Below are 20,331 nucleotides of genomic sequence, written 5' to 3'. Positions count from 1 at the left end.
TTGCCTTGATTCTAGCTAAATCCAGTTACAGGCTGAAATTCTATTGTTCAGTCTATAACTGGGCAACCCTGACTATAGCAGCAGAGCTGGACCTGGCTTGGAAATTGAAATTTGCACCTACGTGCACTGCATACGATACGAAAACCAATAACATGGTGCTGCACCTCATGGCTATTGGTCAAAAACGCCCGTACAGCTTCAAATTCAACTCGTAATGCAGTAAGAATGACAGCACGCAGATTGGGCATCGCCGAACCACAAACAAATAAGTAACGACGTTAATCCTTGTAGGAAATAGAATACCTTAAATAAACTTAAAAGCCCCCAGTATTGGGGGGTTGGGGCCTGTCAAGGCTGTCAGCTACCCCACCAAAATCCAAGCCATACCTATTTGGGTCGATACAATGAACTTTGCCCAGATTCTGGAAATTTTCCGTAGTCAGGAACCCCAAATCCCAATGGACAAAATCGTAGGGGTAATGCCTTGTGCTTACCCCGAAATATCCAGTGTCTGCCATGAAAAACCGCTAGCGAGATGTGCGATCGCTAATCGGCAATCCATTCTCACCCAAATAACCGATTTCAATTAAAAACGCCCGCAATGCCGTCGGGAAATCCGGATGTGTACCCACCTGTTCGCCATCTTCATAGATTTGTAGCCCCCAGGTAGCCTCACGATCATAGTTGTCGAGCATAAACTGCCAGGCAGCATCAAAGTCTTCATTTAAAACAGCATGTTGAGCCACATAGCTAGCCAACAAACTATTAGACACATAATCATCCTCTTCTCGAACTCTCACAAAGACACTTTGCAAAGTCTCTATTTGTTCTCGAATTCGCTCTGGAAATTGTCGTGTAGTATCTACCAGTTCCCCATCTCGATAGGTGAAAAACATCACCGGTGGGAATGACTCAGCGTAACTGCCAAACCTGTAGAGAAACGCCTGATGAGGCACAGCCATTTCCACATAGCCATCACCGTTAACATCTGCAATATCAGGACCTATCCCATCTAGATAACCAGTCTCTACACTGGCAAATGCTTCACCTGTCCAGCGGTGAATTGTTGTATTCGTACAGCAATGGGCACCCCCAGAATAGTTACGCACAATAATTTCTTCGGTGCCGTCGCTATCTAAATCTTGCAACTGAAACTCAGCAAATGTCCAAGCTAAGGTATCCACAGCCTCTTGCTCTTCACCCTCATAAAGCAGCTGATAGCTCAAATTATTCTCATCCTGCTCATCCATTTCACTATGGTGGGTGTAGCTAACTCGCACTCCAATATCGCGCCCTGTCAGCTGTAGATTTTCAAAAGATGACGTATCGTAATTCAAACGTAGTGTGGACTGAGCTTTGACTGATGAGGTTAGGCCGAATAAACTAACCCCTAACACGCCAATGCTCAATAGACCTAATAGGTTGAGTCGCTGTTTCATAGCTAAATGTTCTATGTTTCTGGCGCAATATCTATCGCCAGGCTATATTTCCCCACATTAGACTTCATTACCTAAGAGCCTTTTTCCTAGAATTTATTCTGACCTTTATAGTTAAGCGTCCTAGCCGGGTGGGCAGTGCTCACCCTCTATGCTTTTACTCTGTGCCCTTCTGCCTTCTCCGTTTTTATGACCACCGCCATCCTGCCTGCCTTAGACCGACAAACGTTCCTCCATGGTTCACCTGGCCAACAGCAGGAATTCGTCCTCGCCTTGGGCCAAGCGTTAGAAACTGTGGGCTTTTTTGCTCTAGAAAACCATGGCATTGAGGGCAGTTTAATTAAGTCTGCCTATGATGCGGCAGCTAAGTTTTTTACACTGCCAGAAGCGACTAAACAAAACTACGAACGACCAGACATTAATCAACAGCGTGGTTTTACTCGCTTTGGTCAAGAACATGCAAAAGATAGCGATGCTCCTGATCTCAAAGAGTTCTGGCATGTGGGGCGTGAAGCAGAACTGGCCAACCCCTGGCCCCAAGAAGTACCGACATTTCAGCCGTTAATGTCAGCGCTATATCGAGAGCTAGAAGCCTGCGCAGCTGACTTATTAAAAGCCTGTGCCCTTTATCTAGACTTGCCCGCAAACTTCTTTGATAAAGAGGCTAGGCAAGGAAAAAGCATTTTACGAATACTGCACTACCCACCGTTACCAGAGACTATCCCTCCCAAAAGTCTGAGGGCGGCTCCCCATGAGGACATTAATCTGATCACCCTGCTATGTGAATCCACCGGACCTGGCTTGGAACTCTTGCAAGCAGACGGCAGCTGGCTTGCCATTGAGTCCTTGCCAGGTCAGATTCTTGTGGATACTGGAGATATGCTGCAGGCCTTGAGTAATGGCGTGTTCAAAAGCACAACGCATCGAGTGGTCAATATGGATGGTCGAGATCGTCGATTTTCGCTGCCATTCTTTATGCATCCACAACCAGACTTTGATCTCACACCGCTCCCCAATTGCATCAAACGCACAGGCGGCACACCTAAGTTTCCCACCCAAACAGCCGGACAATATCTACAGCAACGCCTTCAGGAAATAGGATTAGCCTGACAGTACAATCAGGCATGGGCAGATTACAGCAACACGGCATAATAGATACCATCCAAGCTTTATGCTCAACATTTTCCACTACCCCATGGACATTGCCTCCGCTATACCAGTCGCTATCGTCACCCTACGTGAAGGCGTAGAAGCCGCACTAGTGGTCGGGATTGTATTAGCCTGCCTGAATAAGGCTGGCAAAATGGACCTAAATCAATGGGTTTTTGGAGGCGTGGCTGCTGGGATAATAGGCAGCATTTTAATAGGCTCATTTTTAGGCTTAGGACTGCAGCAGGTGCAGTATGTTATGCCTAATGCTGAAGCTCTATTGAAACCGATCCTGGGCATTCTGTTTGGCAGTATCGCCATTATTATGCTGAGCTGGATGCTGCTGTGGATGACCCGCCAGGCCAGAACCCTTAAAACAGAGATTAATCAAACTGTCACCAATGCCCTTGGCAATGAATCTGCAGGTCTCAGTATTTTTAGTTTGGTTTGTATCGCGGTATTAAGAGAAGGATTTGAAACAGTTTTATTCTTGTTTACCCAGTCCCAAACATTAACTGACAACTTATTAGGAGTTGTTATGGGGCTGTTGGGAGCAACATTCATTGGCTTTGGATTATTTAAATGGGGCATTCGCATTAACTTGAAGCTGTTTTTTCAAGTTATGGGTGTATTGCTGTTGTTAATTATCTCAGGCCTGGTAGTTTCAGTTTTCCGCAACATCGATATTACCTTTGCCACTATTAGTCAATTCAACAGCTTATCGGTTGACCTCTGTCTTGGGTTTCAACAGTCTTGTGTATTGGGGCCTCAAATCTGGAACACTAGCCAAATCTTGCCAGATAAAGAATTTCCAGGCGTTGTTTTGAAAGTGCTGCTGGGTTATCGCGATCGCATCTACCTATTACAGTTACTCGCCTATGTATTGTTCTGGCTAGTCATCGGTAGCCGCTATTTCCGCACTCTCAATCAGCCGACTAATTCAAAAAACTCTCACACTACGTCAGTTTCTCCATCAGCTTGAGAAGAAACCTAGCACAAAACATTTTCCAAATAACCATTAAGCATAAACAAGGTTTGAGCTTCAGGTCTTTAGAGGTAGTTAAAAAAAACCAAAGCTCAAACCAATTCACTTCACAATTGCTGATTTAGGGGATGAACCGAGCTAGAGCCATTGCTGCTAAAGGTCATCCCGATGATCAGCAATACCTTTACTTCTCTCCTTAGAAGGTCCTAAAGCTATTGTTCAGAGTCACTTTGGTCTAATAATCGCTCAAATCGATCCTTCGACCAGCGATCTGTCGCGTAGGAAATAGCACTAATCTCAGCTAAACGAATCAGCCACACCGTCCGTTGATAAGGATCATCTGGTAATTCATCATCCTCATAACCTTCTGCGACATCCACATCTACGACTTCCACGTAGTCACTGTCTAAATAAATAGGAATGCCGACTAATCGTGTTCCTGGCATTCGAAACCAGACTTCACTACCACTGTGGAGAGCTTCTTCTAAGCGTTTGTAGAGCCGTGTTTGTTTCGGAGCTTTGCAGGCGCGGGACTCTGATTCACGTTGAATGAGCTGTCGAGGGGTATCTTGCATGCTTCTCTCCTTTTGATCAATACACAATGCCGTACACGTACCACCTGTTTGTTTAACGACGGTTGTTAAACCCATTTAACTAAGCGGCTTTAGAGCTGGACATCTGGCATATCTCTACCGAGGGCACACCTCCTTCTTGAACGAAAAACTAATTGAATAGAGCTAGTTTAGTGGCTTGCCTAAGGCATAAACTAAGTACCTGCAATAGACCGGCATCTGTGTAAAGAATGCCCAAGTCTACTAAAGGCAGAACCTTTCTAGGTAGTCTACATCATAGCAATCCAGACAAGTAGGCAGAAAATCAAGAGATTTCCCCATACACCTTAGACAAATTATTAAGTTACTGTGTGCAAAAATATTTCTATAAACGGGTCGGTTGTTAAGAAGCACACCACCGGTAAAGCTAACCCAGAGGTCAGCAACGCCCATGATTATTAAAAACCCTATCCAGGTGCTGTGCGTCCCATCCCCCGCCGATTAACTCTGCTTTACTCGCATCAGGGGCTGACCAAACTCAACCGGTTCAGCGTTCTGAACTAAGATTTCTACAATCTCACCAGATACTTCAGCTTCCAGTTCGTTCATCAGCTTCATCGCTTCAATGATGCAGACTGTTTGACCGGGTTTGATGCGATCGCCTGTGTCGACAAACGGAGACTCATCAGGAGCTGGAGAACGATAAAAGGTGCCCACCATGGGAGACGTAATCTCATACAAATCGGATGGACTAGACACAGGTGGTGCAGCGGGCTCTGTAGCAGCAGCACCTGTAGCAGGTGGCGATGCCATCATTGGTGCAACGGACGGTATAGCAGCAGCAGATACAGTAGCATCCGAAGACAGTACCACCGATTGACTGGGAGCAGTCGCTTTACGCAGGGTGAGCTCAAACTGAGGATTTTTAAGCGTCAGCTCAGCAATATCCGTTTGATCGAGAGCGGCAACTAGCTGACGAAGCTCACTAAAATCCAAATCCACTATGTACACTCCAAATAAACGATTAGAGACGCCTAACCCACAGAACCTAACTAAGGCAATCTAGCATTGAAATAGACACAAAAATTGCAAAACCTAACCATAGGGCACTGAGCACCCCCCAAACCTATTCTCGACCGAGATAGGAATCATTACGAGTGTCAATCTTGATGCGTTCACCAATTGAGATAAACAGAGGTACCATCACCTGGGCACCGGTTTCAACTTTTGCAGGCTTGGTACCGCCAGTCGCTGTATCCCCTTTCACACCAGGATCCGTTTCTGTCACTTCTAAAACGACCGAGTTCGGCAAATCGACCTCCAAAACCTGGCCATTCCAGCGCAGAACGGTAACCTCCATTTCTTCCTTGAGATACTTCACCTGAGTCCCAATCTGCTCTGCCGAGAGCTGGGCTTCATCATAGGTTTCCATATCCATAAACACGTACTGCTCACCATCGCGATAGGTGTGCTGCATCACGCTTTTTTCCAAAATAGCCTGAGGAACGGTCTCCCCAGCGCGAAAGGTACGCTCAACAACGCTACCCGATTGCACATTTTTCAGCTTAGTGCGTACAAATGCTGCCCCTTTCCCAGGTTTTACGTGGAGAAACTCCACCACTCGCCACACGGAGCCATCAAGTTCAATGCTAGTGCCGGTACGAAAATCGTTACTAGAAATCATGGTGCTGGCAGACAGTAGGTTAGTTGATAGTCAGGGGTTGATAGTCGGCCCTTATTGTACAGCCCAGTGGTCATTTCCCCGTACGGTTGAATAGTATGGCCAATGCAGTCGGGGGTACAAGACGTTTAGCTCCCTAACAGGAACTATCTGAGACGAGCCACACTATGGCAAGATCGTAAAGGTTTGTCACGCCGTTGTCGTTAATTTACAACTATGGCTCGTTTTCAATACAGCTTTCAGGCCGCTCTTGCGGGTCTTTTAGGCGTCGGTTTTAGTTTTTTCCTCAGCATGGGTTGGTTTTTAGTGCCGTCTGCCCAGGCTGGTCCCATCCCTTCAGTAGCCTTACCAGTTGCTTATCTACCCCCTGGTGATGCCATTACTGACCCTAATGCTCTATTACGCTATGCCCTACCCATTGATAGTCCTGAGATTCGAAAGGTTCAGGATAAGTTAGAAGGTTTGAACTATGCATTACGTACAAAACAGTGGGGCCGAGCAAAGCGGGATATTTACCAATCGTCAAAGCTAATTCATCGTAAGCGTGCGGCCATTGTCGAAGCAATTCCTGAAGAGCGGCGCTCCATGGCTGACCCGTTGCTGGAAAAGATGGATAGTCAACTGGAAGTAATGGAGAAGGCGGTCAAAACCAAGGACTTAGAAACCCTGTGGGCAAGTCGACGAGTCACCCTCAATACCATCGGTGACCTGGAATACTTAATGGTGAAGGGCTTTCCCTACGAAGTACCGACCGAGTATGACAACCTTCCTCAATTGAAAGGTCGCGCCACCATCGAATTTAAGACCAATGAAGGCCCCGTAATCGTAGTTGTTGACGGTTACAGTGCACCCATTACTGCGGGCAACTTCGTGGACTTGGTGAAGCGGGGTTTTTATGACGGCATGACCTTTGACCGAGCTGAAGAAAACTATGTGTTACAAACGGGTGACCCAGACGGTCCTGAAGCTGGGTTTATTGATCCAAAAACCCAGAAATATCGTGCTATTCCGCTAGAAATTTTGGTGGAAGGTGATGAAAAACCCACCTATGGAGCCACACTGGAAGAACTAGGACGTTTTCTAGAAAAGCCTGTACTACCGTTTAACTCGTTTGGTGCCCTGGCCATGGCCCGTCCTGAGTCTGAGCCAGATGGAGGATCGTCCCAATTCTTTTTCTTCTTATTTGAGCCAGAGTTAACACCCGCCGGGCTCAATCTGCTGGATGGTCGCTATGCGGTATTTGGCTACACCATTGAAGGACAGGATGCCCTGGATCACATGGGCCGCCAGGGCGGCAAAATCATCTCCGCTAAGGTGGTGAATGGTTTAGATAATTTGGTTGAACCAAAGGTTTGAGCACCGCTGGCATCACCCTTGCTCAATTAGGTGAGCACGAAATCCTCAAACGGCTGCGTCAGTATTGCGCAGCCGTCGTTGGTGATGACGGTGCTGTGCAGTCGTTACCGGCTGGTGAACAGCTAGTGGTTACCTCAGATGTCTTAATTGAGGGGGTACATTTTTGCGATCGCACCCTATCCCCCAATGCCCTCGGCTGGCGAGCCGTCGCCGTTAACCTGTCGGACCTGGCAGCCATGGGTGCCAGGTCCATGGGCATCACTATCGGCCTCACCCTACCGCCAGCTACACCTTGGGGCTGGGTCGAAGCGCTATATGAGGGGATGCATAACTGTTTAGAAAAATACGGCGGTGCCATTATCGGTGGCGACCTCTGCCGAGGCAACCAGCGCAGTTTAGCCATTACCGCCTTAGGTATCGTCCCCCAGCATCAAGCTATTTATCGCAGTCGCGCCCAAGTCAACCAAACCCTTGTGACTACCGGTATTCATGGAGCCTCCCGTGCAGGCTTAGCCCTACTGTTAGATGAACTAGATGAACTCAAGGGATCAGGCTCGGCAGCCCAGTCATGGATTAAAGCTCACCAACGACCTGTGCCCAGGTTTGACGCGATCGCAGCCCTACACTTACAGCTACAAGATTTCGGCAATATCGCTGCCATGGACACCAGCGACGGTCTGGCAGACGCTGTCATTCAAATCTGCCATCAGAGTCAGGTGGGGGCAAAAGTTTTGCGATCGCAGCTACCGATTCCCCCCGGTTTAACCGAAGCAGTCGGGCAACCGACCGCCGAAAACTGGACCCTCTACGGCGGCGAAGATTTTGAGCTGTTGCTGAGCCTACCACCAGATATTGCCAAGGCTTTTGTCAACAAACTACCTGGCAGTCAGATTATTGGTCAGACCACTGCGGCCAATGAAATTCGACTCATTGACGATGTGAACCATGGGCCTAATATTCGATTGGATCAAGGGCAGGGATATCAGCACTTTAGTACTTAGTTCCTAGTTCCTAGTTATTGGTTATTAGTTGATTGCCGCAATTAGGCTAATACTTAACAAACAGCAACTAACGAATAACCAAGGACCAATAACAAATAACTCTTGTACCCCTAATAAATTTTCCACGCCTTCATCGCATACCCAAAGGAACACTCATCCGGGTGCAGAATCTCCGCCAAAATCTCCAGAGAATCCACTAAACGGGGTCCCGGTCGATTGAAGTATTGATTGCCATCCACCAAAAAGATACGGCCATCTTTAACCGCTTTTAGATTTTGCCAGGAAGACATTTGGGTGAGCTGATCCACCGATTGACGGCCCTGTTGCAGATCGTAACCGCAGGGCATCACCACTAATATATCTGGCTCAGCCGCATTGAGATCGTCCCAAGGCAGCCAGGGAGAATGACGCCCCACTTTCCCAAATAAAGGATGACCGCCCGCCATGGACACTAATTCTGGCACCCAGTTGCCTGCCCCCATCAACGGATCGGTCCACTCTAGACAGGCAACGGTGGGTTGGGGTAACTTGGCTGGCACCTTTGCCAAGCACTCCTGGAGTCGCCCCTGGAGTTGCGCAATGGTGAGATCTGCGATCGCATCTCCATTGTTTGCATCTAATGATGTTGCCACCCGCCGGAGATCGTCCCACAGGTCGGCTAAGATTTGAGGCTTTAAAGAAATAATTTCAGGCTGGGGATCAATGATCTGGGCAACCGCCTTTTTCACATCGGACAGACTGGCAGCACAAACCTCACATTGGTCTTGGGTCAAAATGTGTGTGGGACGCAGCTCCTGTAGCCTCTCCACATTGACGTTATAGACACTCAGCCCTCGATGCAGCAGTTCGCTGACCCGGTCATGAATTTCTTGGCTTTTGCCAGTGGGATGAAAACTCGGGGACGTACACACTGGCAATTTCTGCACCTCCGGCGGAAAGTCACAGGCATGGGAACGACCCACCAGTGACTCTCCAAATCCTAGGTGGATAACAATTTCTGTAGCGCTGGGAATTAGCGAAACGATGCGAAGCTCAGACATGGCAGCGCGTTGGTAAAACAATTAGCTTTTGAAAAGCTACAAGGAGAATCAATGTATCGGGTGGGGTGATGGAATATGAAGGCATCTAATCATTGTCCTTATATTCCTACACTCAGGTTATATCAGCTCTAACATTCATGACATGGGAATCGACCCTCAGGGGGAAGACCCCTTTGCCTTTGCAGAATTAACGGGGCCGAAACTCTACAGAGTTCACCTGCAAAATGACATCAAAATTTTTGTAGACATCATTTCCTAACAACCCAATAGGCACAGCATCACCAATACTCACGGGCAGGTTGCGATGGGTAATGTTGCCAACACTAATGGACTCTACATAGCCCACATCAACAACGGCACGACTATTGCTGGCCGTTGCCACCGATGCCTGACCAACCACATTAATACCCAAATCATTGGCCATGGATCGGGTAATGTGCGTATGGCTGGCTCCGGTATCCAAAATCATAGGATATCGTCTGCCATTGAAGTTCACCGCAATGACGGGGGTACCCCCACGACGCTGGATAATCGGCACACGTGCTACCCCGGTGGCAGTGGCGGCTACAGGAGCAGTCGCCACTGCCACCGTAGAATCCTTAGCAATGGGTGTGGGCCTGTTTAAACTTATTTCGGCTGGGGGTTGCTTGAGATCGGCCAAACGCTGCTTTGCCTGAGCTAAATTACGCTCATAGTCTTTCAGTTTAGTTTGGGCAACTGCATAGTTTTGCTCGCCTGCCGGTACGTCCTGAAGTTTTTGAACTGCCTGCTCCCAACGGCCAACGATTAAATCCCAATCATCTGGAGATGTGGCCTGCTGACCTAATTTAAAAGCACTAGATGCCAGGTTAATGGCATCTTGATAGGCTGTGGATAGTTCCGCTGTGCTCGCTGGAACAGTTGCAGCATTAGCGGCATCAGGTTCAATACCAGCCTTATTATTAGTTTCATCGGACTCCACCGAAGCACTCATTTGAACCGGGACGGAGGCTGTTTCCCTCTCTGTTCTCTCTAAAGTGTCGGTTGATACTGGACTAATCTGACAGGCCGCTAGGGTCCCTAGACAGAGAATTTGAAGAATTCTGATGCATTTTTTCTCAAGCATTGTTCAAAAGTTCCCCATGGCCTCTAGGATGGTACGGGTCCCCATCATGTTCCAACGTGTTCTGGGTGGGAAGGCACCGCGTTTATTTCCCTGTTGTAACCCATGTCTATTTTTTCCACTAGCTCACAACCAGCCCTATTAGTATTAGCTGACGGGTCAGTTTTTCGTGGCTGGTCCTTTGGAGCCACCGGTACAGTAGTGGGCGAAATTGTCTTCAATACAGGCATGACAGGGTATCAAGAAGTATTGACCGACCCTAGCTATCGCGGACAAATTGTCACCTTCACTTACCCGGAATTGGGCAATACCGGAATTAATAATGAGGACGATGAATCAGCGACTCCTCAGGTGAATGGTGCGATCGCAAAAAATATTTGTGAGTGTCCTAGCAACTGGCGCTCCACCACATCTCTACCTGACCACCTAAAACAGCACAACATTCCAGGCATTTATGGCATCGATACCCGTGCCCTCACCCGCAAACTACGAACGGTAGGTGCCATGAATGGAGCAATCTCCAGTGAAATTCTTGACCCTGAACGGTTACTACAGCAACTTGAACTCATCCCCAGTATGGAAGGGTTAAATCTGGTAAAGGAGGTGAGCACCACCGAAGTTTATGAATGGACAGAGCCCACAGATACCCATTGGGAATTTACATCTACCACATCTACCGCCCATGATAGGACGGCTACACCTCTGACGGTGGTCGCCATTGATTTTGGCATCAAACGTAATATCCTGCGCCGCTTAGCCAGCCATGGCTGTCGCGTCATCGTAGTCCCTATTGATACAGAGCCAGAAGAGATTCTTAAGCATAAACCCGACGGTATTTTCCTGTCTAACGGACCAGGCGATCCGGCAGCTGTAGAATCTGCTCCAGCTCTAGTCAAAGCACTGTTAGATAGCGAGTTGCCCACCTTTGGCATCTGTATGGGACACCAGATCCTAGGGCTATCCCTTGGCGCAAAAACCTTCAAACTCAAATTTGGACATCGAGGTTTAAATCAACCCTGTGGTCTCACCCAAAAGGTAGAAATTACAAGTCAGAATCATGGTTTTGCCATCAATGCTGATACAATTCCAGCCACAGAGGTTGAAGTAACCCACTTGAATCTCAATGATCAGACTGTCGCTGGTCTACAACACAAAACCTTGCCCATCTTTTCAGTGCAGTATCATCCAGAGGCCAGTCCCGGACCCCATGACGCAGATTATTTATTTGAAAAATTCGTTACCCTTATGCTTGATCATCGCAGCAATGGTGTAGGGTAATCTATATTTTCCATTAAGTGAAAGAAAAGCCCCAGATGAGTCCGAAATTAGCCCTCGGTTAACCCTGGATAAGTGCATTTACGTTTCACTTAATTTCCTTGCAGTCGGAAAGATCCTGACCTAAAATTAAACGTCTGATTTTGCCGTATCTATTGCCTTTAGGAGGTTATTATCGCTGAGTCGCTGACCCTAACCGTAAGTTTGAGAGGCACCCGTGATGTTAGGGGGAAATGTCAAATATTTCGCCTCACTGGTCTATTAGATGCATTTTCAGAACCCACATTTCGTAAGGTTCTGAATCGGTACATTGAAGAAGGCCCCACCCATATTATCCTCGACCTATCGGCGATTGATTTTGTCGACAGTTCGGGCCTAGGTGCCCTAGTGCAGCTGGTGAAAAAAGCAAAGGGTGAAAGCGGTAGTGTTCAAGTGGTAACGAATGCTCGCGTTACTCAGACGGTAAAGCTTGTCCGTCTGGAACAGTTTCTTTCGTTACAGCCCAACGTTGACACTGCCCTTGAGAATCTCAAGGATTCTTGATCGCAACCGTGGGCTCGATTTGGAACGCCATAGACCCATGGCGTGCTTACTCATTAGAGTGTTTAAGCGCGGGAGGTTTTGATGGACAGTCATGATGGCGCTAACGACATCAAGGTCCCGCTACCTACTTCAAGTCAACTGACAGAGATATTCTCACCGGGTGCTCTCCAGTTCCAGCAGGTGCAGTCTGTCCCACCGATAGCCTTGGCCTATATCGGTGATGCTGTGTTCGAGCTCTATGTTCGTATGCAGTTTTTATGGCCACCCCAGCGGATACAGATGTTTCATCAGCAGGTGGTAAGCCAGGTAAAGGCTGAACAGCAGGCTGCCTATCTTGAACAGTTAACGCCTCACTTACGCGATGTGGAAGCTGACATTGTTCGACGGGGACGCAATGCTACGTCTAAAGCCCCAAGACGTTTGTCAGCAAAAATATATCGACAGTCAACTGCATTCGAAGCCCTGGTTGGCTATCTCTACATCACTGACCAACCTCGGCTATGTGAGTTACTCAAGAACTTAAGCGTTACCTCTACTCTCCAGTAGTCTCTTAACGTGAAAAGCTACGAAGCTCACGCTCCTAAGGCAATTGCCTTAGGAGCATCTATCCCTTGCCAGTTCCTCTATAGCCCCACGCCCCACGCCCTATTCCCCACTCCCCCAAACAACAACTAAGCGGTATGATGTGACTCCGCTTCTACTCCTAACCCATGGTTAAACCGTCGTCCGATCGGCCACGTCCGGCCAAAGGCAAATCTCGTCCTCAGCGGAAGGGACATGCTAAACCATCCTTTAAGCAGACATCCAGCAAGCCATTTAAAAAGCGACGACCCGGTCCTAAGGATGCATCAGGGCGACCACCCAAGCCTCGTTCCACCCCCCCAGCAGAGACCTTGCAAGAGGAACGCCCAGATTTAGTATACGGACGTCATTCAGTAGAAGCTGCGATCGCAAATGAGCGTCCCATCAATCGGCTGTGGGTCAATGCCAGACTCGTATTTGATGCTCGCTTTCGCCCGCTAATCCTAGATGCCAAAGCCAACGGTGCCGTCGTCGATGAGGTCAATACCCAACGGCTTAACCAGCTCACCCAGGGGGCAAATCATCAGGGCATTGTGGCGCAAATTGCGTCCCACAGCTACATTGAGCTGGATGACCTGGTGGCCAAAGCCAAAGCCGCCTGCCGTCAACCAGTCATTGTTGCGGCTGATAGCATTACCGATCCCCATAATTTAGGAGCCATTATTCGCACAGCTGAAGCATTAGGTGCCCAGGGTGTGGTCATTCCTCAACGACGCGCCGTGGGGATCACGCCAACGGTCGCAAAGGTTGCCGCCGGGGCCTTGGAAACATTACCCGTTGCCAGAGTTATTAACCTGGGACGTGCTTTAGAACAACTTAAAGATGCAGGGTTTTGGGTGTATGGAACAGCTGCTGAAGCAGGGCAAGCAGTCCATACAACCCAGTTTGATCGCCCGATAGTGCTAGCCATCGGTGCAGAGGGTCCGGGTCTCAGCCTATCGATTCAAAATCTTTGCGATGTTTTAGTCTCTGTCCCTCTAGCTGGCAAAACTCCCAGTTTGAATGCTTCAGTCGCAACAGGTATGGTGCTGTATGAGATTTATCGACAGCGATGGTTAGAAAAATTACCGACTATTAATCTTGGCGGGGATCAAAATCACACTGTATAAATGTTATAAGCGCAATTTTAGGCTGCTCGTAAGCTGGATTTTTAATAACAACAGGTACTCATTTTATGAAAAGCTTTTTGAGTAATCTTTTTAGCTCATTTTCAAAGCCTTGGTGGGTTGAAATTTCCACATCCCAACCTCGCTGTCTTTATTATTTTGGTCCATTTGATACAGAACGTGAGGCAACCCAATATCAAGGGGGTTACATTGAAGATCTAGAGCAGGAAGGGGCACAACAAATTGACGTTGCCATTAAGTGCTGTGCCGAACCCGCACACTTGACTGTGGAATATACGGAGCCTAGCAATGTAACTCCCGTTTATAACAACTAGCGGGTTAGGCTAAAAAAACTACAAGAAATTTGCTCAGTAGGTTTTGACAAAAGGTGTTTGGCGCAGTAACCAAACACCTTTTGTTGTTAGTCAAAATATTCTGACATATGAGGGAACGAGCCTTTTTGTTCAAAATAACAGCGCCATCCGCGATTCAGGTATAGCGTTCGTTAAGCCTGCCAAAATTCATGGGTTTGCAACCATTGACCAATGTCGTTACACAGCTGCGGTCCTATTTCCCAAGGCATTAAATGGGCAACATTATCGTACAAACGACATTCGCAATTCGGCAAGATAACGGCTGTTTCCTGGCTAGACTCTGGCGTGATGTGCACATCATTAGCCGCGGCTAGCATCAGGCAAGGTTGAGAAATGCGGTGTAATTCTCCCAAACGGTTATACCCTTGCCTCAGCGCGGTGTTTAAAGCTCGATTTGCCAAGGTCGATGTCTGGATAAAGGCGGGTGTGCCTTCCCTAGCGAGATATCGATAGGCCTGAGCACTATGCTGGGAGATCAAATAGCGAAACAGTGAGCGTTGACCAAAGGTGGAGATATTCCATGACCAGCCTGGAATTAACCAGTTAATTACCCCCGCAATCCCTGTCAGTAGGTTATCTTGCCAGCTAATGGATGGATGACGACCCGCTGGTCTGGCGGCAGTACTCACTAAAACTAAACCGGCAATTTGTGCAGGATGTTTCAGGGCTAACTCCATGGCCAAGATACCGCCAAGGGACCATCCCAACAACAAACAGGGCTGATCCAGACGGTCTAGCAGCACCGATAAATCATCCAGGTGCTGCTCCATGGTAAAGGGTTGGGTGGCACGGCTGCGACCATAACCACGCAAATCTGGTGCAATAATCTGAAAATGAGGCGATAGATAGTCCGCAAACACTGACATACAGCGCCCCGTGCCGGGATGGCCATGGAGGCACACGATGGGCATGCCCCGACCACAATAGTCAACCGCTAACTCCATAAACAAAGGGAAACTAGGCGTTTTCCTTCGGCACAAAATCAAGGGCGGCTGAGTTCATACAGTAGCGCTCTCCAGTGGGCTGAGGTCCATCGGAGAAAACGTGACCCAGGTGGGCGTCACACACAGCACATAGCACTTCGGTGCGCACCATAAAGAGACTAAAGTCACGCTTTGTGGCAACATTTTCGGCCTTACTGGCAGCCCAAAAACTAGGCCAACCTGTACCAGAATCGTACTTGGTTTCAGACGAGAAGAGTTCGGCCCCGCAGCAGACGCAGTTGTAGATACCGGCTGCTTTGTTGTCGTGATACTTACCGGTAAACGCTCGCTCTGTACCGTGCTTGCGAGCCACTTGATATTGCTCGGGGGTGAGCTGTGCTTGCCATTCTGCGTCTGTTTTTTGAATTTTCTCCACCATGTTTTTACTCAGAAAGTCGGTTACAGCTACTCATTGATCCTAACGCAGATTCCGGTCTATCTTAAGCGGGGATATCGCTGGCGATAACGACGATAGGCTAAGAGGCTGCCACTGGCGACAGTAAAAGCTGCTAAGGGCGCAACAACTGGCACCCAGGCATTGGTTAAAAAGAACAGAACCGTTGTTCCTGCGATCGCAACTACCCCAATGCCATAGGCGAGCAGTAAATAACGTCGCTTACGCAATTGCCAGGTAAGCCAACTGCCGCCGCTGGCCCAAACAATAATCCAGGCAATTTCTGCACCGTCCGGCCAGGCCCAGGGCAGTGGGTAATCATCTAAAACAGCACTTAAAAACTGACTGACCATGTGAAGATGCACCTCCACCCCTGACATTAAATAATTCTCATCGCTGATATCACTACGCAGGGTATAGGGGGTAAAAAATTTGTCAGTGCTGGTGTAGGCTGTCGTGCCAATCAAAACCACCTTGTTAGTAATCAACTCAGGATCAACCGCATCTGTCAGAATGTCAGTCAATGAAACTCGCTGGGCCAACTGCGTCGGTGAACGATAGGTAATCGGTATTTGATATCCGGCTGCATCCACCGATTGATAGCCACCGAAAGTGGAATTCATTAGCTTGAACCCCGTGTCACCCAGCTTTAAAAACTCATCTTCCCTGTCCCCGGGTGCGGGCTGCAAACCATGCTGCTTTTCTAGATAATGCATGGCCACCAGGAGGCCAAATGATATATGGACCTCGGCGTCTTCGTCAGTGCTGAGGCTGGCATACAAAAGATTACGTCGAATTTTACCGTCCGGATCCAAAGGAAAGTCATTGAAACTCACCTGTTCAGGTCTCAGCTCCGGAGGGGGTGGAATCCTCTCGCCTTGAAAGTCCCCTAACTTGGTAATACCAATAATGTTGTCAGCGGTCAGACTACGAGCCAACGCCGCTCGTCCCTCACCGATGGGGAAATTACGGTGCAGGTCCAAACCAATGGTGGCTGGCTGATGGCTTTGAATAATCTCAAGGGCATCGGCAATTGACTGATCGGACGGACTATCACGCTGCTGATTGTTGAGATCCTGTTCGTTAATCCCAACAAGCAGAATGCGGGGATCGGGGCCTAAATCCCGCTGATAGGCCACCAAACCGTCATATACCTGTAGTTCTAAAGGTACAAAAGCTTGAAGCTGACGAAAACCGAGAATTAGGACACTGGTTACAGCCGTTGCGATCGCAACGGCCCGAATACTCTCCTTGCGGGATGGCTGCCAGACCGTTGCCTGGGGCAAAAACGTCTCTGCCACTGTCAGCTGATCGGCCTTTTCAGCCAATTCATCTAAATGGCCCAGATCGTAGAGTACTTCCGCAACAGATTGATAGCGCTGATAGAAATAATGACGCACCATCTTTTTCAATAAATACTTGAGCCCCGGGCTGATATTGGCATACTCTTCCCAACGCAGCTCCAGGGAAGACATATCATCCGGTAAGTCTGTAGGGGCTCGCCCAGTTAATGCATGGATTGCCGTCATTCCCAAGGCAAAAATGTCACTACTCAAACGCGGCTTACCGGCCAGTTGCTCACTGGGGGTATACCCTTGTGTGCCTACACCGACCGTTAGACTCGTCAATTCACTATTGACCAACTGGGTACGGATTTCTTTGACGGCTCCAAAGTCAATCAGGCACAGCTTATTATCACTCTTACGTCGAATTAGATTATCAGGCTTCAAATCACGATGAATAACGCGATTATCATGGACGAATTTAAGAATCCCTAAGGTTTCCTGTAGTAAGGTAATGATTTGGTCTTCGCTTAGCCGTCCCGCACGACGAATTTCATCTCCCAAAGACTCACCATCAATCAACTCCTGAACCAGATAAAACTCCTGCTGCTCTTCAAAAGAATCTAGTAGTTTAGGAATACAGCTGTGGGTACCTAAACGCCTGAGCGTAGACACTTCCGTATCAAACAGCCGCCGCGCAACCTTGAGGAAAGTGGCATCATTGCTCGCTGGCTTTAACTGTTTAACCACACACTCAGGTGTTTGGGGCTGAAATAAATCCCTAGCCACATAGGTCTGCCCGAAGCCACCTGCCCCCAGCACTCTGACTAATTGATAGCGTTCCTTAAGAACCTGGCCTAGCATCAGCTTTAGCAGCCCCTGAACAGCTTGCTGGAGTAAATCTTCCGCAGCATTCGGATAGTTGCGCGTCCCATTATCCAGCAATTTTGGAGAGTGTACCCAGGCTGAATTATGGAGCCAACAGTATAGACAGTTTACCTGGCATATTCCCCGAAAGCCTAATAACCATACCAGTTCAACTGACTGTACCTAGGGCAAATAACGATGCCTGGGACAGCCATGCAACCTAACCAGGTAAAGCCTGAATCTTACTGAGCAGCGTTGGTGGATGGATAGGCTTCACCAAGTAATCATCAAAGCCATCCATAGAAAGTTCACCCTCGGCTGCCATATCCTCAGCCTGCATCAACGAAATCACTTTAATTCCGGATGTAGCCACGTAGTGCTTGAGATCATCCACAATATATTGACTATTCCCACGGACTAAATGGTGGTTGAGAATAATGGCTACAGGCTGCAAAATCTCTACCTGGTGGACAATTCGCGACCCTTCGATCACCCAAATTACCTGATAGTTGGCAGCGGTCAATAAATCACAAATTAAACTGGCACTACTTTCATCATCTTCCAGCAGAATAATCCGACCAGTAATCGGTTCAACACTTTGATAGGAGTGAGATGGAACGTCTGGATGCTGTAGCGGAATCCGCACGGTGAACATGGACCCCTTACCCGGTGTGGAAACCACCTGAATTGAGCCATTATGCAGTTCAACAAGTTGTTTAGTGAGCGCTAACCCCAGACCAGCACCAGGATACTGACGCTGACGGGCCGCTTCTAACTGCTTAAATGTTTCAAACAAAACCGCCTGCTGCGCCTCAGGAATACCAATCCCAGTATCTTCCACCTGAAACATGACATTCTGTGGATCACGCCAAACCCGTAAACTAACTCGCCCATTGGCATCGGTAAATTTAACAGCATTACTGAGTAAATTGGCTAAAATTTGACGTATTCGACGTGGATCAGCGCAAAAATTGTCCTCACTTTCCGACAGCCTTAAATTTATTCGTAAATCTACCTCTTTAGACTGAGCCTGTTGCCGAAAACTCTCTAGACTGCTGCGGGCTAAATTAGATAGGGAAAAATTGTTAATCTCAAGGACAGTACGTCCCGCCTCAATTTTAGCGACTTCCAGAATGTCATTGATAATGTCTAATAGCTGTTCTCCACTACTGTGAATGGTGTTGAGATAATCACGTTGACGAGGACTCAACTCTCCAAAAGACCAGCGCAATAAGGTGGCCGACATGCCAATAATATAGGTCAATGGCGTCCGGAGCTCATGGCTCATGGTGGCCAAAAATTCACTCTTAGTTTTGATAGCAGCTTCAGCAGCCATCAATGTATCATTAAGGTTCTGGGTTCGGTCCTCAACCTGCGCCTCAAGCATCAGTTTTTGATACTGGAGTTGTTGTTGCAAATCGTTTTGACGAATCGCTATGGCGATATGTTCTGCAACCTTAACCAGAAACTGCCCTTCCCATGGTTGCCAATGGCGCAGCTTTTGAGATGCCCTCTCTGACTCACTGGTACACTGATGGGCGATCAATAACCCCCACAATCTATCGCCCAGCCAGATAGGCACTACCAACTGAGATGCGACATTAACGTGTTTGAGTTGTTTGAGCAAACATGGGTGATTTTGATAGTGTTTTTCTATGTTTTCAATCGCGATATACCCTGCTGCCTGAGACATTTGGGCATATCGCTCAGCACAGGACGCATCCGACACACAATGGGCGTCGGAACGATAGAGAACAGACTCCGTAGATGGATGCCCACGTGCCTCGTAGGTAATGCAAGACGAGACATTACCCTCCTTATTCTGCAACAACGACTGTTCAGGTTTGGGAGGGGGATTAGCAACTTGATAAACAAATAACCGGTCAAGACACAACCATTCGCAGACTTCATTTAGAGTTAATTGAATCAAGGATGCCAGTGGTTCTGACTGCTGTAAACGGGTAACAATACGCTGCAGAATAGTAGCCGATGATAGGGACGGATCTGGATAACGTTGCGCTAGATCACTCACATCCAGCACAAGCTGATTCATTAAGTTAATAAGGTACTGACTCTCAAAGGTATAGGTTTCAGACAATGGCTCTGCGACAGACCGATTTAACCGCTGCTGCAGTTGCCCTATGGTATCTTGACTGGAACCACTCAATCCCTGGACTAGCCAAGGCAGAGATAAAAAACGATCAATCGCCACCGGATCGGTACAAAGGCAAACTAGATAATGATTTACTTCACCAGGTTGAGCTATGAGCAAACCATTAATTTGCCCTACCGAAAACAGCGAAAACTTGGCGATATCAGCTTCCACAGGCAATTGACCATTGTCTAAATCCTGCTCAGAGAGATAATATTCATCGTCTGTCAACAGCCCAGAGAGACTCCTTCGCACCTGTTCAAAAACATGATGCGGTATGCTTTGATACTCTAAGGCTGAGGAGAAACCAGACATAGTTATTGACTATTTGTAAGGGCGATAACCTGGAAACGACTGAAATAGCCACAAAGCAAAGCACACACATCAGGATCTCCTACAATGGTGTTTCCCATAAGCAAATCTGTTCTGACTATTATCATTGTCATAATGCTGTAATACGCTCAGTTATTA

At 47.9% G+C, this 20,331-nt stretch carries 19 protein-coding genes; 9 read left to right on the top strand and 10 right to left on the bottom strand.

The window, feature by feature from the left end:
* Positions 1 to 527 precede the first annotated feature (527 nt).
* Positions 528 to 1,439: an FG-GAP repeat domain-containing protein gene (locus tag QGP82_RS34030; RefSeq protein WP_499062250.1), complete on the bottom strand. Its 912-nt coding sequence runs from the start codon at positions 1,437 to 1,439 to the stop codon at positions 528 to 530.
* Between the two features lie 186 nt (positions 1,440 to 1,625).
* On the opposite strand from QGP82_RS34030, the gene QGP82_RS34025 reads away from it, so the two are divergent.
* Positions 1,626 to 2,546, top strand: coding sequence for an isopenicillin N synthase family dioxygenase (locus QGP82_RS34025; RefSeq protein ID WP_499062249.1), 921 nt, complete (start codon positions 1,626 to 1,628; stop codon positions 2,544 to 2,546).
* Between the two features lie 85 nt (positions 2,547 to 2,631).
* Positions 2,632 to 3,567, top strand: a complete 936-nt coding sequence (locus QGP82_RS34020) for an FTR1 family iron permease (protein ID WP_163665412.1) — start codon at positions 2,632 to 2,634, stop codon at positions 3,565 to 3,567.
* Positions 3,568 to 3,782: 215 nt separating this feature from the next.
* On the opposite strand, the gene QGP82_RS34015 is transcribed toward QGP82_RS34020, so the two are convergent.
* The 3 genes from QGP82_RS34015 to efp form a co-directional block, all read right to left on the bottom strand.
* Positions 3,783 to 4,145, bottom strand: a complete 363-nt coding sequence (locus QGP82_RS34015) for a hypothetical protein (protein ID WP_163665415.1) — start codon at positions 4,143 to 4,145, stop codon at positions 3,783 to 3,785.
* A 477-nt stretch (positions 4,146 to 4,622) separates the two neighbouring features.
* Positions 4,623 to 5,123: an acetyl-CoA carboxylase biotin carboxyl carrier protein gene (gene accB, locus QGP82_RS34010; RefSeq protein WP_163696838.1), complete on the bottom strand. Its 501-nt coding sequence runs from the start codon at positions 5,121 to 5,123 to the stop codon at positions 4,623 to 4,625.
* A gap of 124 nt (positions 5,124 to 5,247) precedes the next feature.
* Positions 5,248 to 5,805 (bottom strand): elongation factor P, encoded by a 558-nt coding sequence (efp, locus tag QGP82_RS34005; protein ID WP_163665419.1) that lies wholly within the window; start codon positions 5,803 to 5,805, stop codon positions 5,248 to 5,250.
* A 213-nt stretch (positions 5,806 to 6,018) separates the two neighbouring features.
* Between efp and QGP82_RS34000 the strand changes: the two genes are divergently transcribed.
* Together QGP82_RS34000 and thiL are read left to right on the top strand one after the other, a co-directional pair.
* Positions 6,019 to 7,158 carry a peptidylprolyl isomerase gene (locus QGP82_RS34000; protein WP_163696840.1) on the top strand — a complete coding sequence of 380 codons (1,140 nt, stop codon included), beginning with the start codon at positions 6,019 to 6,021 and terminating at the stop codon, positions 7,156 to 7,158.
* Positions 7,155 to 8,159 carry a thiamine-phosphate kinase gene (gene thiL, locus QGP82_RS33995; protein WP_250565634.1) on the top strand — a complete coding sequence of 335 codons (1,005 nt, stop codon included), beginning with the start codon at positions 7,155 to 7,157 and terminating at the stop codon, positions 8,157 to 8,159. The genes QGP82_RS34000 and thiL overlap by 4 nt, the downstream gene beginning before the upstream one ends.
* A gap of 110 nt (positions 8,160 to 8,269) precedes the next feature.
* On the opposite strand, the gene QGP82_RS33990 is transcribed toward thiL, so the two are convergent.
* Together QGP82_RS33990 and QGP82_RS33985 are read right to left on the bottom strand one after the other, a co-directional pair.
* Positions 8,270 to 9,199 (bottom strand): cobalamin-binding protein, encoded by a 930-nt coding sequence (locus tag QGP82_RS33990; RefSeq protein WP_499062248.1) that lies wholly within the window; start codon positions 9,197 to 9,199, stop codon positions 8,270 to 8,272.
* A gap of 187 nt (positions 9,200 to 9,386) precedes the next feature.
* Positions 9,387 to 10,304, bottom strand: a complete 918-nt coding sequence (locus tag QGP82_RS33985) for a retropepsin-like aspartic protease family protein (RefSeq protein ID WP_499062247.1) — start codon at positions 10,302 to 10,304, stop codon at positions 9,387 to 9,389.
* A gap of 102 nt (positions 10,305 to 10,406) precedes the next feature.
* Between QGP82_RS33985 and carA the strand changes: the two genes are divergently transcribed.
* The 5 genes from carA to QGP82_RS33960 all read left to right on the top strand — a co-directional run bounded on the left by carA (position 10,407) and on the right by QGP82_RS33960 (position 14,142).
* Positions 10,407 to 11,579 (top strand): glutamine-hydrolyzing carbamoyl-phosphate synthase small subunit, encoded by a 1,173-nt coding sequence (carA, locus tag QGP82_RS33980; RefSeq protein WP_163698677.1) that lies wholly within the window; start codon positions 10,407 to 10,409, stop codon positions 11,577 to 11,579.
* Between the two features lie 201 nt (positions 11,580 to 11,780).
* The gene (locus tag QGP82_RS33975) at positions 11,781 to 12,119 is read left to right on the top strand and encodes an STAS domain-containing protein (protein ID WP_006515003.1); all 339 of its coding nucleotides are present in this window, start codon (positions 11,781 to 11,783) and stop codon (positions 12,117 to 12,119) included.
* Positions 12,120 to 12,200: 81 nt separating this feature from the next.
* The gene (locus QGP82_RS33970; protein WP_163665435.1) at positions 12,201 to 12,665 is read left to right on the top strand and encodes a Mini-ribonuclease 3; all 465 of its coding nucleotides are present in this window, start codon (positions 12,201 to 12,203) and stop codon (positions 12,663 to 12,665) included.
* Between the two features lie 164 nt (positions 12,666 to 12,829).
* Entirely contained in the window at positions 12,830 to 13,810 is a 981-nt protein-coding gene (gene rlmB / locus QGP82_RS33965; protein ID WP_163665437.1) for a 23S rRNA (guanosine(2251)-2'-O)-methyltransferase RlmB, read from the top strand.
* A gap of 65 nt (positions 13,811 to 13,875) precedes the next feature.
* Positions 13,876 to 14,142, top strand: a complete 267-nt coding sequence (locus QGP82_RS33960) for a DUF1816 domain-containing protein (protein ID WP_163665439.1) — start codon at positions 13,876 to 13,878, stop codon at positions 14,140 to 14,142.
* A gap of 170 nt (positions 14,143 to 14,312) precedes the next feature.
* Here the strand turns inward: QGP82_RS33960 and QGP82_RS33955 are convergent, their stop codons facing one another.
* From QGP82_RS33955 to QGP82_RS33940, 4 genes are all read right to left on the bottom strand, one after another.
* Positions 14,313 to 15,125 (bottom strand): alpha/beta fold hydrolase, encoded by an 813-nt coding sequence (locus tag QGP82_RS33955; protein ID WP_163698679.1) that lies wholly within the window; start codon positions 15,123 to 15,125, stop codon positions 14,313 to 14,315.
* Positions 15,126 to 15,138: 13 nt separating this feature from the next.
* Positions 15,139 to 15,543 carry a peptide-methionine (R)-S-oxide reductase MsrB gene (gene msrB, locus QGP82_RS33950; RefSeq protein WP_163665443.1) on the bottom strand — a complete coding sequence of 135 codons (405 nt, stop codon included), beginning with the start codon at positions 15,541 to 15,543 and terminating at the stop codon, positions 15,139 to 15,141.
* Positions 15,544 to 15,599: 56 nt separating this feature from the next.
* Positions 15,600 to 17,786, bottom strand: coding sequence for a CHASE2 domain-containing protein (locus QGP82_RS33945; protein ID WP_163665445.1), 2,187 nt, complete (start codon positions 17,784 to 17,786; stop codon positions 15,600 to 15,602).
* A 142-nt stretch (positions 17,787 to 17,928) separates the two neighbouring features.
* Positions 17,929 to 20,175 carry a hybrid sensor histidine kinase/response regulator gene (locus QGP82_RS33940; RefSeq protein WP_499062245.1) on the bottom strand — a complete coding sequence of 749 codons (2,247 nt, stop codon included), beginning with the start codon at positions 20,173 to 20,175 and terminating at the stop codon, positions 17,929 to 17,931.
* Between the last annotated feature and the right edge of the window lie 156 nt (positions 20,176 to 20,331).

Origin of the sequence: Leptothoe sp. LEGE 181152 (assembly GCF_032906605.1) — a bacterium.
Classification (GTDB): Bacteria; Cyanobacteriota; Cyanobacteriia; order Phormidesmidales; family Phormidesmidaceae; genus Leptothoe; species Leptothoe turfae.
This window is presented reverse-complemented; position numbering and strand designations above follow the sequence as displayed.

What these genes read in the sequence shown, in the direction of transcription:
- QGP82_RS34030 (WP_499062250.1), bottom strand. Translation starts at nt 1,439, where the DNA reads ATGAAACAGCGACTCAACCTATTAGGTCTATTGAGCATTGGCGTGTTA.
- QGP82_RS34025 (WP_499062249.1), top strand. Translation starts at nt 1,626, where the DNA reads ATGACCACCGCCATCCTGCCTGCCTTAGACCGACAAACGTTCCTCCAT.
- QGP82_RS34020 (WP_163665412.1), top strand. Translation starts at nt 2,632, where the DNA reads ATGGACATTGCCTCCGCTATACCAGTCGCTATCGTCACCCTACGTGAA.
- QGP82_RS34015 (WP_163665415.1), bottom strand. Translation starts at nt 4,145, where the DNA reads ATGCAAGATACCCCTCGACAGCTCATTCAACGTGAATCAGAGTCCCGC.
- efp (WP_163665419.1), bottom strand. Translation starts at nt 5,805, where the DNA reads ATGATTTCTAGTAACGATTTTCGTACCGGCACTAGCATTGAACTTGAT.
- QGP82_RS34000 (WP_163696840.1), top strand. Translation starts at nt 6,019, where the DNA reads ATGGCTCGTTTTCAATACAGCTTTCAGGCCGCTCTTGCGGGTCTTTTA.
- QGP82_RS33990 (WP_499062248.1), bottom strand. Translation starts at nt 9,199, where the DNA reads ATGTCTGAGCTTCGCATCGTTTCGCTAATTCCCAGCGCTACAGAAATT.
- QGP82_RS33985 (WP_499062247.1), bottom strand. Translation starts at nt 10,304, where the DNA reads ATGCTTGAGAAAAAATGCATCAGAATTCTTCAAATTCTCTGTCTAGGG.
- carA (WP_163698677.1), top strand. Translation starts at nt 10,407, where the DNA reads ATGTCTATTTTTTCCACTAGCTCACAACCAGCCCTATTAGTATTAGCT.
- QGP82_RS33970 (WP_163665435.1), top strand. Translation starts at nt 12,201, where the DNA reads ATGGACAGTCATGATGGCGCTAACGACATCAAGGTCCCGCTACCTACT.
- rlmB (WP_163665437.1), top strand. Translation starts at nt 12,830, where the DNA reads ATGGTTAAACCGTCGTCCGATCGGCCACGTCCGGCCAAAGGCAAATCT.
- QGP82_RS33960 (WP_163665439.1), top strand. Translation starts at nt 13,876, where the DNA reads ATGAAAAGCTTTTTGAGTAATCTTTTTAGCTCATTTTCAAAGCCTTGG.
- QGP82_RS33955 (WP_163698679.1), bottom strand. Translation starts at nt 15,125, where the DNA reads ATGGAGTTAGCGGTTGACTATTGTGGTCGGGGCATGCCCATCGTGTGC.
- msrB (WP_163665443.1), bottom strand. Translation starts at nt 15,543, where the DNA reads ATGGTGGAGAAAATTCAAAAAACAGACGCAGAATGGCAAGCACAGCTC.
- QGP82_RS33940 (WP_499062245.1), bottom strand. Translation starts at nt 20,175, where the DNA reads ATGTCTGGTTTCTCCTCAGCCTTAGAGTATCAAAGCATACCGCATCAT.